We start from the raw sequence: 16,688 nt of genomic DNA on the forward strand, positions 1-16,688 counted from the left end.
GAATACATGACATCTCTGCCGCTCCGCCGTGGCGGAGCAGGTTAGCCCAACTCAATTTCTCATCAGGTGGCCATAATGCGGAGGAACGTGCGCAGGCCTGCTGCTTACCGGCGTTTTCGCCCTACATTCCTCCGCATTATTTCAGAGCGTGTCGAGCCAGGCGAGCAGGCTCGCATCCCGTTTCCATGACGTAGGATGAACTGCCGTTGCCGGAAGACTGACCTGTTCCAGTGCCTTTCGCTTCGTTTCCAGGTTCGCCTTCGCGTAATGGTTGGTGGTGGCGTGGCTCACGCGGCCAAGCCTGCTGCAGATGACCGTGACGTCGACACCAGCCGAGACAAGATGCACCTTGGTGGCGTGGCGGAAGCTGTGCGGCGTCACGTGTTTGGCGTGCAGCGATGGCTTGGTTCCGGCCGCCGCTTTCACATAGCCCGCAAGCTTGAACCGGACGCCCGAGGCGCTGAGCGGCTAGCCACAGCGGTTCACGAACAGCCGTTGGTCTGGTGCTCGCGGTTTTCGCTCCAACAGCTTTTTCAAAAACAGCACGGTTTCCGGCCAAAGCGGACAAATGCGTTCCTTGCGTCCCTTGCCTATCAGCCGCACGCAACTTGGGCTATCAAACCGGATCATATTGGGGCACAGGTCGAGTGGACCTGTCACGTTTTTTCCTCAGACGACTGAAGTAGCAGTCGTTGCCGTTCTATTCTTGCAGTTCATCATCCGGCATCGACGCTGCAAATCCGTCGGGCAGCACATGACCCTTGCAACCGCCTTCCTGCCGAACATCTTCATACTGCCCGCCAGTATAAACCGGTGACACCGTGTGATCCGCGGGCAAATGCAATCGAAAACACGGTCTTATATTTCATTTCAAAGGATCAGAACAAATAGCCTGTGGTTGGGCACCAGACAGCGCTGTTCAAGACCAGACCGACGCGACGATCTCGGATGCCGTTTCGGCAGTACGCTCTGGATTGCCTTCAGGGGAGGTAGAGGCCGAATGCGATTTTTGCGGAGAAGGGATCCCCAATGCCGCTAGAAAGGTAGGTGGCCTCATTCTCTATGGCAGCATAGCCTGCGACGCGCTAGCATCCATATGAAACTGGGAGAAACTGACATGTCGTCCGGCGTATTTATTCTGCATTCTCGTAACACCCCGGCTGGTGATCAACCCGAGGCCATCGCTAGACTTGTCTCGGGCATCGAAACCGGTGCAACGCACCAGACACTCAAGGGCATCACGGGATCTGGCAAGACCTTCACCATGGCGAACATCATCCATCGCTTGAATCGCCCCACGCTGATCCTTGCACCAAACAAAACGCTGACAGCTCAACTTTATGATGAGATGAAACAGTTCTTTCCGGAAAATGCCGTCGAGTTTTTCGTTTCCTATTACGATTATTTTCAGCCGGAAATGTACCTGCCCGGCAGCGACCGCTACATTCCGAAAGACTCCTCTATCAACGATCACCTGGAAAGATTGCGTCTTTCGACCACCAAATCCCTTATCGAACGCCGCGATACAATCGTAATCGCGTCGGTGTCTTCGATATACGGGCTTGGAGATCCGAACGATTATCGGGCTCTCCAGATTCCGCTCGCTCATGGTATAAAGCTAGAAAAAGATGATCTTCTGCAACGGCTGGACCGCTTGCAATATAGCCAAACCGAGGGCAGCCTGAAACGGGGCACCTACAGAATCAACGATAATGTCATCGACATATTTCCTGCCGATTCCGAGCACGACGCCGTACAAGTCGTTTTGGCTTCTGGGAAGATCGGTTCGTTGCAGCTGATCGACTCCGCAACCGGCAATCATAATGGCGGCATCAGCGAATATTTGGTGTCGCCGAAGACACTCTTTGCACCATCGGACAATCAAGCAGAAGTCGCCGCTGACCAGATCATGAGAGAATTGGATGAACGCGTTGCCGAACTGAACCTTCAAAATCGACTTGTCGAGGCTGATCGCCTCTATGAGCGCGTCACCCATGACGTCGATATGCTACGACGTGTCGGCTACTGCTCAGGAATGGAAAACTACGCTAGCTACTTCAGCGGGCGTGCCCCCGAGTTGCCCCCGACGACACTCCTTGATTATCTGCCAAAAGACGGACTCCTGTTCGTCGATGAATCGCACATCATGATCCCGCAAATATCGGCCATGTTCCGAGGCGATCAGTCCCGGAAGGACACGTTGATCGACTACGGGTTTCGACTACCCTCATCGAAGTATAACCACCCACTTAGCTTTGCCGAGTTCGAAGCAATCAAACCGCAGACGATCTTCGTGTCCGCTACACCTGGCAACTACGAATTGAAGGTCTCTGATGGCCGGGTTGTCGATCAGGTCGTGAGGCCCACGGGCTTACTGGACCCAATCGTCGAGGTGCGGCCGTCGGCCGGTTCCATGGTCGATCTTCTCGGCGAGATTCAGACCTGCGTGGACGCAAACAATCGTGTTCTGATTACCACACTCACGAAGGCCGCAGCCGAAAAGCTTCACGAATTCATCGCAGGCAAGGGCTTACGAGTGCGCTATCTGCACTCTGACATAAAGACCAACGACCGAATCGAAATACTAGATGGGTTGCGCGCAGGAGAATTCGATATACTGATTGGCATCAGCCTGTTGCGGGAAGGACTGGACATTCCCGAAGCAGCATTAATCGCCGTTCTTGATGCGGATCATGCAGGGTTTCTTCGCTCTGCGAACGCACTAACTCAGATGATCGGACGCGTGGCCCGAAATGTCAACGGGAAGGCGATCATGTATGCGAACCGGATCACACCCGCAATGCAACATGCAATTGACGAAACCAGCAGCCGCAGGCAGCGCCAGATCACCCACAATGCGGAGCATCACGTCACGCCGAAATCTTCTGCCCGCAAATTGAACTCAGAGGCGAAAAATGAAAATGAAGCGTTTGTGCATTCGAGTGATTTCTGCACAAACCTTGTCGAGCTATGCAATCGCATCACCGAAGAGGAGCATCTACTTCTGGCGGCTGCGGATGCCAACGACGAAAAACGCGTCGAGGAAATTCGCGAGAGGTTGGACGGCATGTACCGGCAGTTCATATACCTTTGATACTTAGATCATTCGCCTGCATCGTCGGGCTTGCTATCTCAGGTTTTCGTTTCGCGTTCAGACCGCGTAAGGCTTGGACGGGCAATGCCAACTTGTTTGCCGAGCCGCGAATAGTTTAGGCGTCGGGTATGACTATTTTTTCCGCCATGCCGCGCTTGAAAAGGCTACCGTTTTCCTCGTGAGGTCGTCGTATATGCGGTCTGGGTCTACCACCGCTTCGCGTCCAGCACGGCAGACGTCGAGGAACTTCTCGCCGCTCGGGGTGTCACGGTCAGCCGGGAAACGATCCGGAAATAGGTGAACCGTTTGGGGGTCCACTTCGCCGATTGCATCAGGTTCGACAAACCGGTCGCGGTCGACAAATGGCACATGGATGAGGTCGTTATTCCGATCAACGGCAAGACATACTGGCTCTGGCGGGCGGTCGATGCGAGCGGCGACGTTCTGGACATTCTCGTTCAGCCACAGCGGAACGCCAAAGCTGCAAGGCGTTTTCTGGGAAGGCTGATCAACTTTTTCGGTGAAACTCGCGTCGCGATCACGGAAAATTACGCAGCTATTTCAAGCCGATCCGGGACCTTGCACCGCACGCAGATCATCGCGCGCATGAGGGCTTGAACAACAGGACCGAAGGTCGCACAGGCCAACACGACAGCGCGAGAATGTGATGGCGCGGTTCAAATGTAAGACCGCATGTCTTGGGAGCAACGTCACTTGTGGGCATTACCATTAACTTGATCGCAAGGCGGCACATGTCGCCTTTTGCGATGGAGAATTGGCGTGACTCACGAACTTTCGGTGACATACGTCGGTATCGACGTTTCCAAGGACAAGCTTGCAGTAGCGGTTGCAGATTGGGCCCCAGGCGGCGAGGTCGTGTCCTGGAGCACCTTTGAGAATGCACTGGTGTCCGTTCACATCCTGCTGAGAAAGATCGCCAAACGCGCGGCAACCGTGGCTGTTTGCTATGAAGCCGGGCCGACAGGGTACGGGCTCTATCGGCAGGTTCGGGCTTTCGGTTTCGAGTGCTCGGTGGTTGCGTACTCGCTGTTTCCAATGCGCGCCGACCCGCTTGGCAAATGGCAGCCGAAGATCTCGCCGGTTGCCTTCCTCCAGCCCTTCCTGCCTAACTTAGAATGTGATCGCAGACGAGACCGCGATCGCTTGTACGGATGCCGGCCGCGTCTCCGCTTCGCCCTGCCCCGGTATTTTCCATTCGATTGGCGTGCCTGCCATCCGGCCGGCTGTCTGAACACGGGTTTCGGTGCCGTTACGCGTCAGCCTCCACGGAGAAATCCGCCCCGCCGCTGAACTCAACGGAACCGGACCTAAGTTTAACAAAGGTAACGTTCAACCCGGACGCTGTTTGGCTCGAATGACAAGCGCGAACAAATTCCGCCATTGACACGAATTTAAAATTCGTGTCACACATCGAATATGGGATGCCATGGCTTCTCGTCAATCAATCATCTTGCTAGGAAGTCGTCGCCAACAGGGGACGACACATGCCGATAGAACGTTACAAATCCTTGGTCACGATCGCTGGCGTTTGCAGCTGGAAGAAAGCGGGACAGGTTTTTCAAGTTCGGTATGACCTGGTAAAATCAGGGGTGAACAGCGGTGCTCCGGCGTACAATTGTATTTACATTGTGGACGGCCAGGAGCACGTTCTGGTCCCGTCCAATGCCAGACCGAGCGGTTTTGTTGAGGAACGCCAGATCAACCTCTGGCCCGGTATTCTCAAAAAGCATCACCTGGAATACGGCGACGGTTCAATGCTGGTCTTCAACCCGGAGGATCAAACCATTTCTACCTGGATGGTCGGCCCTGACGGCAAGGCTGAACACAGCACAACCGGCGAAAACAGAACAGCGGCGGAAAGCTAGCCACGGCGCGGCGCGGCCGCTGCTTCCTGCAGCTGACGTCGAAAAAAAGCACCAAATCAGTGCCGCAACCTCCCCGCCGGAACAGTCTGCGCGGTGCATGGGCGTGTGCATGTCCAGGCACGCGCCGGGTTTCCCAAGTATCACGAACATTCTGAATTTCGCTCGGTACGGGCGAGATCCTGCGGCGCCGGACCAGCGGGTATTTTTCGCGCATCTGAGACTATGAAAGGAACAAGGAATTCGCCCCTGCGCAAAGCCGGGAACCGGCGCTGGCCAATGGCGTGGAGACCGCTGTCTGCCGGTAATACTGCATCAGCCAGCCGCCCGCATAGCGGTGGAATTCAGGTCAGGCAGGCAGACTTTTTTGCGTAATCGGGCTTTTGGAAAACGACGAAACACTCAAAAGAACATGAAGGAAGACGGCATGAACACCATCTGCCAATGGTTCTACCTGGCTGGATATGGCGAATGGATCATGCCTCGCTGCCTGCGCAGGCTGACGGCGCGTTCCGAGTTTCATCGGGCGTGGGTGGCCGGCAGTCTTGGTTTCTTCGAGGAAGACGGCGTGAGGTTCGGTCCAGCCAGCCCCTACTATCCGCCCAGCTGACCACAGCGATCTTCTCAATGAATGAAAACAGCGCGGCCCAGGAGACATCCGGGCCGCGGCACCCCGGCTATTGCCGTTTGGAAACAACAACTAGCGAAGTGCCGCGGGTGTCCCGAGCTGTTGTCGGACTGCTCGCGTTGCAAAAGGAACGAGGGATTCGTCATGGGCAACAAAGGACATACCCAGCTTGTCAGAGGCGGCCAGACGACACAACACTGGACCCGCATGGCAACTCAGGTGTTCAAGTACAGCACCTCGGTAGCTGCTGCGGCGTTCACCATCACATTTCTGGTCCTGGTCGCTCAGAATTACGAAATGGATAAGGTGCGCATCACCGGCATCTACTGGATTGCAGAGTTCAATGTCGAACAGCGCGGCACTGAACTGCGGGAACTGCACTACATGGATCTCGACGGAAAGCGCGTGACACGCACCGCAGGCCAGATCTATGCAGACCCCGGCCTGCGCGAGATCTACGATCTTTACGCCGCCAATGCCTGGCGCTTCCTCTATTTCTCGCTGCTGCCTGCGGCAGCGGCCTTCGCCTTCGTTTTTGCCATCTTCGGCATGGTCGGCCGGTCCTTGAAAGAGGAGGAACATATCCGGGGCGCGCGCCTGGTCACAGCCAAGGAACTGAAAGCCTGGTCAAAGCGGAAATGGCGCGAATACGAGAAACGCTTTGGAAAGGGCACCAAGAAAGGCCCCCGCTACACGCTGGCCGGGATCGAGTTTCCGCCGAATGCCGTAGAGGCGCAGATCGGCATCACCGGCACCGTCGGCACCGGCAAGTCGAACCTCATGCACGAGCTGCTGAACACCATCCGGGCCGCTGACGGCAGGGCCATCATCTATGACAAGATGGGCGGCTTGCTGCGCGACCACTACGACCCGGAAAAAGACATCATCCTCAACCCCTTCGATGAACGCTCCGTGGGCTGGTCGCCTTTCAATGAGGTGGCTTCACTGGAAGGTTTCGCGCAGATCGCCGAGGTGATGATCCCGGATCAGCAAGGCTCCATGGACAGTTTCTGGACGCAATCCGCCCGGCTGGTCTTCCAGTACACCGCCCGCGAGCTGGCAAAAGCCGGAAAAACCACCAACGCAGATCTTCGCAAGGCTATCATGAACATCCCGTCCGAGGAGCTGGGCAAGCTTGTGGCCTCGACGCCGGGCGCGCATTTCTTCGGGGAGCATGTTGCGAAAACCTCAGGCTCGATCCGCGCCAACATGATCACCGAGCTGCGGTTTCTGGAATATCTGCGCGACGATGCCGAACCCTTCTCGATCCGCGATTGGGTTGTGAATGACCGGCCCGGCTTTGTGTTCCTGACCGGCGATGCGGAAAAGTCGGCCGCGACACGCAACATCATCTCGACCCTGTTTGAGGTGGCAGCCAACGCGCTGATGACGACAGAGGAAAGCCGCGACCCCAAGGTCTGGTTCTTCCTGGATGAGGTGCCAACCCTCAACAAGATGCCCTTCCTTCCCAAGAGCCTTGCGGAGATCCGGCAGTTCGGCGGCGCTTTCGTCGTCGCCTACCAGGTGTTTTCCCAGCTGGAAGACATCTACGGCGACAAGGCGGCAGAGACGATTTCCGGCGTTCTGAACAACCGGGTTGTGTTCAACACTCCGGATTACAACACCGCGCAGCGCTCCTCCCGCTCCCTTGGTGAGGAGGATGTGATCGAGCAGCAGGAAAACATCACCCTCGGTGCCCACGACACCCGCGACGGCGTGGGCATTGTCGGCCGCCGTACCCAACGCGCGATTGTCACCCCGGCGGAAATCCAGTCATTGCCCCAATTCGTGGCCTATTTCCGTCCGGCCTATGACGCCCCCACCGCCAGGGTGCGCATTGAACCTGTGCCGACCACGGCCACGGCGGAGAAGTTCGTCCCCTATAAAGGCAACGGCTTCGATGCGGGCGGAATGCAGGTTGCGGCGTTGAATGTGGAGATCAAGGAGGGCGAGGCCCCGGAAGAGGGTTTCGCCGCCTTGAAGCCTGAAGATCAGAAGGCTGAATTCAACCGGTTCCTGGACCGCGTGCGCCCCGAAGGCGCGGCGGGAATTGAGGATCCCGCCAAGATCTCGGAACGGGACTGGTACTGGCAGCATTTCGCCACGGCCCGGGTGCGTGGCCTCGATGTGAAAGAGATCGCTCCGCCGGACCCTTATGCGGGCTTCGCAGGCAACGGCACTGCCAAGGCCCGCGAAACTGCTGCACTCCCTTACCCCGGCACCACGCCGGCACAAGCTGAACCGGCAGTTGCATCATCAGAGTCAGAGATTGAACCAGCATCGGAAGCGCAAACGCCCGCAGCGGCGGTTACGGCGGCCGAAACCGTCAGCCCCGCCCTGCCCCTCTCTGTTCGCGCCCATCCTGCAGTTGGTCAGATCCAGCCTGACAGGAGAACACCGAAACGGCCGGATCGCCCTCGAGCGGAACCTGCTGGTGATGCCGCAACAGCTTTTCTGAGCCTTGAAACTGCCTTCGCGGAGGATTCCTGACATGATGTCGATTTCAAACGTCTCGGCCGGGGCGGCCGCAAGCGGCTACTACAAGCAGGAAGGTTATTACAAAGCGGGAACTGAGGAAGGCGAAAGAGCCGCCACCTGGTTCGGGAAGGCTGCGGAAGAAAACGGGCTGACCGGCTACGTCGATGACAGGCACTTTGCGCAGCTGCTCGATGGCGAAGCACCTGACGGAAAGCTGATGGGCCGCTACGTGAACGGCGAGCGCCAGCACCGCCCCGGTCTCGACCTCACCTTTTCTGCCTCCAAATCGGCCTCCGTTGCCGCTCTGGTGATTGGCGACAAACGCATTATTGGAGCCCATGACGCCGCGGTGCGCGCGGCCATGACAGTGGTGGAAGAACGGTTTATTAAAACCCGTTTCCAGCAAGACGGGGAAATTGTCACGAAAAATGGGGAAGGCATTATAGCGGGAATTTACCGTCACGACACTTCCCGTGCGCTTGATCCGAATTTGCACAGCCACGCCGTGATTGCAAATATGGTGAAAAACGAAAACGACGGATACTCTGCTATCCGGAATGAAGCCATATACAAAAATCAAAAACTGATCACTGAAATCTACCGTTCCGACTTTGAAAACAGAATGGCGGATCTTGGTATATCCACAGAGCGTGGAAAATACGGGGAGGTGAATATCCCCGAAATTTCTCAGGAGGTAACCGAAGCCTTTTCAAAGCGCCGACAGGAAATAATGAATGCGCTTGATCAAAAGGGGGCCGAATACTCTGCCGATACCGCCAGCAAGGCGGCCCTTGCCACACGCGCAGCGAAACACAAGGAAATCGACCGGGATGCGCTACGGGAAACCTGGCGTGCGGACGCACTCGCCGCCGGTCTTGGCCGGGATCAGCTGGACCTTGGCCGGATGGGTCACTCAGCCCCGCAGCCTGTGGTGCCACTCGATCAGCAGCGCCCGATCGATCCCCTCGCAGAACCCGGCCAGCCGTCCGGGGTGTTCGAGAAGGCCAAGGCCATGCTGTCCAGTGCTGCAGCCGTGGCTCGTTTGGAGACTGACCCCAGGCAGGCCGTAAACCGGGCCGTCGAACACATCAGCGAACGGGAATCCGCTTACAGCCGCGCTGATCTCACGGTGGCGGCAATGCACTTCGCCTACCGTTCTGACTTCAAGGCGGTAGACGCGGAAATCAACCGGCAGATCAAGGCAGGTCGGCTGTTTGAAAGCGGTGAGGACGGTCAGATTTTGACCGACAAGGCATCTGTAGATCTTGAACGCTCTATTCTGGCCACTTGGCGGAAGGCAGAGAAGACCGGCGGCCTCGAACTCCCATCAGAACAAGGGCGCACCGGAGACAGCCTATTGGCCCGAAGACTGAGCGTTGTCCGTTCCCTGACCGACGGCCAGCGCGCCTCCATCGAAACCGCACTGACCGGAGAAGGGCGCTACGTCGGAATCCAAGGCTATGCAGGTACCGGTAAGACCTTCATGCTGGAAAGCACAAAGGAAGCCCTGACCCGCATGACACACTATGCTGGTCATAACGGGTATGAGGTCAAGGGTTATGCTCCGAGCCACCAGGCGGTGAGTGAGCTGACCAAGGTTCTGGGGAGCGCCGAGACCTTGGCAAAGGTGGTAACGGCCGAGCGCCACCACCCGCAGGACGTGGACAATAGCAAGACCATCCTTGTTGTCGATGAAGCCTCGATGGTGTCCGCCCAGGACATGCGCAGCTTCATGGACTACGCGGAGCGCACCGGCGCCCCGCGTGTCGTCTTTGTAGGGGATGTCCAGCAGCTTGATGCGGTTGCCGCCGGTCAGCCCTTCGCACAGATGCAGAAAGCAGGCATGCGCACCGCGGTCATTGATGAGATCCGCCGCCAGCGGAACGATGATCTGAAGGCAGCGGTCTACCACTCGATCCGTGGAGAAATCACATCGGCCTTTGGTCGGCTGGAGGACAATGTGCTGAAGGTCGATGATCCCCGCCAGGAAGCTGCAGAAAGTTTCCTCGCTCTCACCCCGGCCGAGCGGCAGGGCACCCGGATCCTCACCCTCACCAACGCGGCCCGCGCTGAAATAAATGAGGCAGTGCGCGAAGGCCTCCGGCAGGAAGGCCGCATCGCCTCCGATGAGGTCAAAGTGAACGGCCTGTTGAACCGCCAGCTCACCGAGGCAATGCTTGCCGACGCCCGCAGCTACGCCCCCGGCGATGTCGTCATGTCCGTGGCGACAAGCAAAGAATACGGCCTCAAAAAGAACGGTCTCTATGTGGTCCGGGAAGCCGATCACAGGGGCAATAAGCTGACCATTGAGCATGAGGAAACCGGTGTTCGGACCACCCTGCCCCTGGCTGCAAAATTCAATCAGCGGGAGCTTGGAAAGGCGCTGGTGGCCTATGAGCGCGAGGCCCGTGGCATGGCTGAAGGCGACCAGGTTCGGTTCCGGATCACAGACCCGGAAAGCGGCATCAAGAACGGTTTGCGGGCAGAAATCAAATCAACCAACGGTGGAGTAATCGAGGCCGAAACGCAGAAGGGATCGCGCATCGCCATTCCCGCTGACAGCCTCGCAGCTCGCGGCTTGGAACACGACTACGCAGCCACCGCGCACGCGGTCCAGGGCGAGTCCGTAGACAGGGTGATTGTGGCGATGCGCTCCACCGAAAGGCTGGCGACCCAGAAGAGTTTCTACGTGGAAATCAGCCGGGCACGGGATGAAGCGATGCTGCTGACGGAAGATCCGGACCGGTTGTCCAAGACCATCGAGAACGAAACCGGGATCCGCCAGACCGCTCTTGATGCCTGGCTTGACGGTCGTCTCGCTGGCGCGCGCTCGCGGCAGCAGGAAGAGGAGAAAGCTCGCGAAGAACCACAAGAAAAGCCCGAGGCAGTGAAGGAACAAGAGACCAAGGATAGAGAGCCGGAGACACCTACCCTGCCCGGCCTCTTCGACGAGAAAATTAAAGAAGTTGAAAAGCAGGCAGAAATCCTCCTGCAGCGAGATAAGGAAATCGAACGATGAGTGAGACACAGCAGAACCTCCGTGTCCGGCTTGGACCGGTCGCAAGCGCCCTGATCGAAGGCAGCAATGAAAACCGGCAAGAGGCGCTGGACCGCGCTATCACGGACCTGCAGGAAAGGGCCGGGAACGGTGCCTGCGCACGAGGTGATCAAGCTTCAGAAACCGACCCACTGCAAGGGCTAGAAAGCCGGATTGAGGCCCAAGGGGAACTCCTGTCGGCGCTACGGTTCTCAGTTATGAAAGAGATGCAGATGATCCGCTTGCTCATCGCCTCCCTCATGTCGAAGTCGGACGCGAGCCAGCAACAGCTCCTCTCATTTGCTACCGAAGCGGTGGAGACGTTGCGGCGTGACACCAGCCTGGTCCTGGAGAAAGAGCACGCAAACCTTGCCAGCCAAGAGGCCGCATTCCAGGATGCGATCCGGCGTGAAATGCAGCAGGGCAGCGACGGCTTGGAGCGCGAGGCAGAGGCGGAGATCGAGCGATGAACGAGATAGGGACAACTCCGATTTTGCCGGGCCAGAGCTGGCCCGAGGCCTGGGCCACGCTGGGCCAGAGCCGGGCCACAGCCGGGCCAGAGGCAATTTCGGCCCTTAAAAATAGGGCGTCACAAGGTGCTGCCACTATCAAATTGACAAAATGCCAATTTTGGCAATTAAATCAGCGCCTTGCGCTGATTGCAGCTTTGCTGCGTGAGGTGTGGACCTTCTATGAGGACCGAAGGGCCGAATTGGGCGTAGCTGGCCCGACCCATCAGGGAGGGCTGAGCCAAAAGCCCGCATATGGAGCGGCGCAAAGCGCTTCAATTCCTCTCTGCGGTCAGAGGCCCCGGACTGCCCTTTCGGCCCTCCTGATGGCGCTCCTGGCTCCTGCGGCTGTCTGTGCCGGAGACTGGTCCAGCTCTGGCAGCTTCGACGTGAAAGAGACCACTGAAATCCGTGAAAGTCTGGCCTCGGCTCCGGCTTCCTCCCAGGTCGGCTGGAACTTCGCCACGAGGGAAAGTGAGTGGGTTGCCCTCGATGCCTTTGAGCGCTCTCGGCCGGGAAAGCAGCGCCCGACCCCGGCCACTTTCCGCCTTCCCTCCGGCTCCGATGTCGAGCAGCTGTTTGCCCTCATCGCCTTTGCTGAAGCTCCCGGCGGACGCTACGACGCGATCCATCACGGTGCCAAGGTGAAGCCCGGCAAGAAACCCTCGCAGATGACCCTGGCGGAAATCTACACCTGGATCGACCGCACGCCGGGCCAGCCCCATGCCATCGGGAATTTCCAGATCATACCTTCGACTTTGCTTAACTTGCAGAAACGTCTCGGCCTGTCAGACGGAACCCGGTTCAGTCGGGAGACACAGAACCGTATGGCCGCGCTTCTGATTTCGGACGCCGGGTATCAGAAGTTCGCAGCTGGCCGGATGTCACGTTCCAAATTCATGGACAACCTGGCGCGCATTTGGGCTGGCCTTCCGCTGGTGTCCGGCAGGTCCGCCTATCATGGGTATGCTGGAAACCGCGCAACCATCACGCGGGCATTCTATAGCGAGCAGATGGAAAGGATCTTTGGCACGGGAAAAGCCTGGACAGCGGCTGCATCCCAGGCACCACGAACGCGGGCACTCTCCGCGGGATGGACAGGTCTGGGACAATGACCGGCCGCTATGTGAAACCACCAATGTCCTTGGCTCACAGCAGACAGGCTGCTGGCTTCAAAAAATCTACCTTAAGAAGAGTGGAGCGGCGAGGATGGAAAGAACTAGACCGGCAGGACAAGTCACCGTCAGAGCGTTTGTATGATGCCGTCAAATCGGACATGCAGACAGCTGATTATGCCCTGAAGGCCGCAGCTCTGATCTGTGTGGCTGGTACTCTCTCCCGAGGGGCGTTCATCGTTCTGAGGACCGCTAGCAATTTCTGGCACGTCATGCTTCCACTGGTAGGATTTGCGTGCAGCCTCGCACTATTTTTCTCTGCCGTCCAACTTATGGGTGCGTTTGCTCTGTCTCTGGACAAGGCAGGGAGATTGCGTGAACTCCCACCGCTGGCAAAAACTGTTGCAGTCGGTTTCATTGCCTTACTTACAGGCGCGCTATGCTCTCTCGTGTGGATGGTCTGGATGGTCGGATTACGAACTGTTTAGCCCCGCTTCCACACCAGGTATTCGTCCAGCGTTCGGAAAAACTCACCGGACCTGATCCCGAGCAGGAAGAGAAAATACACGGCAACAAAGAGCCCAGACCAGACGCCGAAAATCGAGGCCCAGGACACGGTCAGAAAAAAGAGTGCGCAGTGTAGTGTCAGCTGCCCCTCCATAGCTTGGGGTGCCTCGGCCGGAAGCCGGGGCGACTCTGACTGTAACACGTTTCCGATTAATTTTCTGGACCGGCCTTGCTACACCGCAATTGGCAGTCGATCTTCCTGACCAACCTGCAGAGCTATCCAGAGCACTGCGGGCGACTCGGGCGGTGCAGACTTCAAGGGCTGTGAGCAAACCGCTCCATCAGACCGAGCTCGAAATGAAAAGGCCAAGGTGTTTATGAACACCTCGGCCTCTTGCTGTCTTCTGGTAGGAGCAGGAAATCTTGAGCCTGGTCAGTTCGTCAATTGATTTCCAGGTCTGTAAGGTCAGCTCCGCCCTGCAGCACCTCGTTGATCCATTTGGGTTTGCGCCCCCTGCCCGTCCAAGTTTGGTCAGGGTTCATAGGGTTTCTGTATTTTGGGACAGCCTTCCCTTTCAGTCTCTTCACTGCTGACGGGAAAACGTCCTCCAGTGAAAATCCGAATTGACCTACGGCCTTTTCCGCCGCCAGACGCGCCTCCCTCAGATCTTCTTTTTGCCGCGCTTCAATCGCGTTTGCCAGATCAGTCTGCAACTGCTTCAATTCGGCAGACGACATTGCGTTCAAATCCATTGCCATTCCTATAACTTTGCCTCTGGTGCGCACCGAATAGTTTATCGATTAAAAAAAATCCAGAATATCCTTGCACGCAGAAAACTAGCTGCACCAACTATGTCTCCGGCCTCCGCTATATGGGCGTGCTAATCCTTCAGAAATCAGAATATTGCCCAGGTCGTGCCCATGCAGAAAAATACGGGCAAGCCCCCTCCCATATTTATCCCGGCCAGGAAGCACTATGAAATCGACCGTTCCGGCATCCCTCACCAGTTGGCGAGCACGGCGTGTCGCTTCATCGCCAAGGGCTTTTTCATACTGGCACCGCGGCTTGTATGTTTCTGGGGTGTCGTAACCCACAAGCCGGAACCGATCGTTTCCAACGTCGGCGGTGTCACCATCGATTAGATAGATGTCCTGACTGTTTAAGGGTGCCGCCTGGGCGGTGGTTGTCGAGACAAGGAATAATGCAAGAAAAGTGAATTTCATTTTGAGACCTAGGAAGCATTTAGACAGTAGTGGTGCGTACGATCAGCGGGCTTTAGAAATCACCCCGTCTGTCCGGATCGCCGCGAAGTCTGAGGCTGTTCGCCTGGACATCTCCACCCCGTCTCCTGACATCATCGCTTCGACGTCATCTGTCACTTTGATCACGGAACCGTCGGCCTCGATGGCTGTTAGATCTCCATCCCGTGTGTGAGAAACAGACCCATCAGCTGCAATGCGGATCCACGCGCCGTTGACCTGGACAGCAACCTCGTAATCATCGACCTTGATCCCCTGCCATCCTTGAGCTGGATCCCGGCGTAGGACTATTTGATCTGGGCGCAGTTTGATTTGCACGTCGCCGTTTTCAGTTTGGTCAGACGCTTTGACCACCACGAACGCCTCTTGCTCTGCCGGATCCCGGTGAATAGAGGCGTTGCCATTTCTGGGCGGCCACAGTTTCGCTGCCTCCCGCTGGTTTCCAGACTGATCCCTGTGAAACCCGATGTACATCTGCGCCGAACGCCAAGTCCGGCTCAATCCTTCAGACAACATGTTCATGACTGCCAATCCTCATACAGCAAGCCCGGGACTCTGCGAAACTCTTTGACGTTGTGGGTGATCAGCACCAAAGACCGGGAAACCGCCTGCCCCGCAATCAGCACATCATAGGGGCCAATCGGATTGCCCTGCCGTTTCAGCTCTGCCCGGATCTCGCCTGCCGCCCTGCCGTCGCTTTCTGAGAAATCCAGAACTTCAAACCGAAGCGCCTCAATGCGTGCAAGGTTGGCGTCAACCTTCTGGCTCTTATAAGCGCCGAAATACAGCTCGTGCATCACAACAGACGGGACGCCAAAGTCCCTGGGCGCGAATTCGGAAAGCCGCTCGATGACATTGCTGTTTCCAGCGATGATGGCGATGATAGCATTGGTGTCGAGCAGGAACTTCATTCGAAAACGTCCAGTCCTGGCCGGTCTTGCTGCGGCACTTCTTCAGTTGCTGCATCCACAGCATCTTGATCCAAAGGCCCGAGTTCGTGCAGCTCCTTCAGCCACCCCCAGCCCTCTTCGATCGGCTCCAGGATGACTTTGCCGCCCTCCGCCCGAATACGGACTTCATCGGTGCTGAAACGAAATTCCTTAGGAAGCCGCACCGCCTGGGAACGACCTGTCATGAAAACCTTTGCTCTCGATGGTTCAGTGGTATTTGGCATCGCGCGCCCCTCTTGATATGTACCAATAATATATACCAACTGCCAGAGAACTCAAGCAACAACGCTCTTAAGAGTGTGGAAATATCGTCATTTCTCAGCAAACCGACAGATCCAAAACTCTAGAAAGTTCGCACCACCCGGTGAGGAATCTGGTATGTCGCTGGAGTCTCAGGCTTCAACCGATCATCAGGGCGATATTCACCTCTGTGTCCTCCTCGGGTAAACACTGATAGAGAAGGAAGGGATCCTACCCTGAACATCTCACTAGCGGCACGGATGAATGACACAAACACGATTTAGATGCAGGCATTGTGGAAAGCTTTCATCTGGTCGCAGACCACAAACAGGCCGTTTTGCTACAGATTGGTCCTTTCGCTACCCTCGGCTCCACAAAATTGACGGCAGGGTATGCCCAGGGGTTTACGAAGAAGCCGATTGGGTAGGCCCATTTGCCGCCAAGGAAAGAGGGCCGGAACGAATCCCGCGAGATATCGAGACCACCACTGTAGGTCCGAACCCACCATTTGGATTGATGGTTGCCAGTGATCTCATGAAGTACCGTAAGGGAAAGGGAGCTGGCCGGTGTAGTTCTTTCGCAACCCTCCCCCCAAATTTGTCCTACTATCCAGATCAATACATAGAAGGCTGGCAAGATGGCAGAGACGAGAAACATTGGATTAGGACTTCAAAGAAGGAGCGCCGTGAAGAGATTTCCCAGTCTCGCAAAATGTTTCAGAGCTTCCTAACGATCAAGGAAGAGCTTCACCAACGAGGCTCCAGCTTCAAAGAAATCGGGCGTGATCTTGGTTTCTCGCCGGGCATAGTTCGCGATACGGCCATGGGGCTCAGAATGAATGCTAGTGTTGCCGAAGCGATTTCACAAAGACTTGGCGAACCGAAATCGGAAATTTGGCCTTACTACTACCGTGACAATGAACAGAAGCTGAAGCGCAAGCCGATTAAGCAATAGCCCTTCAGTCCGAGAGGAAGTGACGTTGCGAGT

At 56.8% G+C, this 16,688-nt stretch carries 15 protein-coding genes and 2 pseudogenes; 11 read left to right on the forward strand and 6 right to left on the reverse strand.

Annotation, left to right across the window (positions count from 1 at the left end; all coding sequences use genetic code 11):
* Nucleotides 1–141: 141 nt before the first annotated feature.
* Nucleotides 142–651, reverse strand: a pseudogene (locus tag phaeop14_RS18505) (tyrosine-type recombinase/integrase); the annotation flags it as partial.
* A gap of 466 nt (nt 652–1,117) precedes the next feature.
* Between phaeop14_RS18505 and uvrB the strand changes: the two are divergent.
* The 10 genes and pseudogenes from uvrB (at nt 1,118) to phaeop14_RS19820 (ending at nt 13,232) form a co-directional block, all read left to right on the forward strand.
* A complete protein-coding gene (uvrB, locus tag phaeop14_RS18515) occupies nt 1,118–3,094 on the forward strand; it encodes an excinuclease ABC subunit UvrB (RefSeq protein WP_096790547.1) in 1,977 nt (658 codons plus the stop codon).
* 128 nt (nt 3,095–3,222) lie between these two features.
* Nucleotides 3,223–3,776, forward strand: a pseudogene (locus phaeop14_RS18520) (IS6 family transposase); the annotation flags it as partial.
* Nucleotides 3,777–3,874: 98 nt separating this feature from the next.
* Nucleotides 3,875–4,405 carry a hypothetical protein gene (locus tag phaeop14_RS18525; protein WP_096790548.1) on the forward strand — a complete coding sequence of 177 codons (531 nt, stop codon included), beginning with the start codon at nt 3,875–3,877 and terminating at the stop codon, nt 4,403–4,405.
* Between the two features lie 194 nt (nt 4,406–4,599).
* A complete protein-coding gene (locus phaeop14_RS18530) occupies nt 4,600–4,980 on the forward strand; it encodes a hypothetical protein (protein WP_096790549.1) in 381 nt (126 codons plus the stop codon).
* 424 nt (nt 4,981–5,404) lie between these two features.
* Entirely contained in the window at nt 5,405–5,587 is a 183-nt protein-coding gene (locus tag phaeop14_RS18535) for a hypothetical protein (protein WP_123619066.1), read from the forward strand.
* 162 nt (nt 5,588–5,749) lie between these two features.
* A complete protein-coding gene (locus phaeop14_RS18540; RefSeq protein ID WP_244905856.1) occupies nt 5,750–8,095 on the forward strand; it encodes a type IV secretion system DNA-binding domain-containing protein in 2,346 nt (781 codons plus the stop codon).
* 1 nt (nt 8,096) lies between these two features.
* The gene (mobF, locus tag phaeop14_RS18545; RefSeq protein ID WP_096790551.1) at nt 8,097–11,102 is read left to right on the forward strand and encodes a MobF family relaxase; all 3,006 of its coding nucleotides are present in this window, start codon (nt 8,097–8,099) and stop codon (nt 11,100–11,102) included.
* Nucleotides 11,099–11,590, forward strand: coding sequence for a hypothetical protein (locus phaeop14_RS18550; RefSeq protein WP_096790552.1), 492 nt, complete (start codon nt 11,099–11,101; stop codon nt 11,588–11,590). Before mobF ends, phaeop14_RS18550 begins: the two co-directional genes overlap by 4 nt.
* A gap of 365 nt (nt 11,591–11,955) precedes the next feature.
* The gene (locus phaeop14_RS18555) at nt 11,956–12,744 is read left to right on the forward strand and encodes a lysozyme family protein (RefSeq protein ID WP_123619067.1); all 789 of its coding nucleotides are present in this window, start codon (nt 11,956–11,958) and stop codon (nt 12,742–12,744) included.
* A complete protein-coding gene (locus phaeop14_RS19820) occupies nt 12,741–13,232 on the forward strand; it encodes a hypothetical protein (protein WP_123619068.1) in 492 nt (163 codons plus the stop codon). The genes phaeop14_RS18555 and phaeop14_RS19820 overlap by 4 nt, the downstream gene beginning before the upstream one ends.
* A 460-nt stretch (nt 13,233–13,692) precedes the next feature.
* Here phaeop14_RS19820 and phaeop14_RS18565 read toward each other — a convergent pair whose 3' ends face one another.
* The 5 genes from phaeop14_RS18565 to phaeop14_RS18585 form a co-directional block, all read right to left on the reverse strand.
* Nucleotides 13,693–14,004, reverse strand: a complete 312-nt coding sequence (locus phaeop14_RS18565; protein WP_244905857.1) for an H-NS histone family protein — start codon at nt 14,002–14,004, stop codon at nt 13,693–13,695.
* 84 nt (nt 14,005–14,088) lie between these two features.
* Nucleotides 14,089–14,475, reverse strand: coding sequence for a thermonuclease family protein (locus phaeop14_RS20115; protein ID WP_096790556.1), 387 nt, complete (start codon nt 14,473–14,475; stop codon nt 14,089–14,091).
* Between the two features lie 42 nt (nt 14,476–14,517).
* Nucleotides 14,518–15,033: a hypothetical protein gene (locus phaeop14_RS18575; protein WP_096790557.1), complete on the reverse strand. Its 516-nt coding sequence runs from the start codon at nt 15,031–15,033 to the stop codon at nt 14,518–14,520.
* Nucleotides 15,030–15,422 carry a type II toxin-antitoxin system VapC family toxin gene (locus tag phaeop14_RS18580; RefSeq protein WP_096790558.1) on the reverse strand — a complete coding sequence of 131 codons (393 nt, stop codon included), beginning with the start codon at nt 15,420–15,422 and terminating at the stop codon, nt 15,030–15,032. Before phaeop14_RS18580 ends, phaeop14_RS18575 begins: the two co-directional genes overlap by 4 nt.
* A complete protein-coding gene (locus phaeop14_RS18585; RefSeq protein WP_065269550.1) occupies nt 15,419–15,685 on the reverse strand; it encodes an antitoxin in 267 nt (88 codons plus the stop codon). The genes phaeop14_RS18580 and phaeop14_RS18585 overlap by 4 nt, the downstream gene beginning before the upstream one ends.
* Before the next feature lie 280 nt (nt 15,686–15,965).
* Here phaeop14_RS18585 and phaeop14_RS19660 point away from each other — a divergent pair, with 280 nt between their 5' ends.
* Nucleotides 15,966–16,655, forward strand: a complete 690-nt coding sequence (locus phaeop14_RS19660) for a helix-turn-helix domain-containing protein (protein ID WP_123619069.1) — start codon at nt 15,966–15,968, stop codon at nt 16,653–16,655.
* The last annotated feature ends 33 nt before the right edge of the window (nt 16,656–16,688 follow it).

This window comes from Phaeobacter piscinae (assembly GCF_002407245.1).
GTDB classification, from domain to species: domain Bacteria; phylum Pseudomonadota; class Alphaproteobacteria; order Rhodobacterales; family Rhodobacteraceae; genus Phaeobacter; species Phaeobacter piscinae.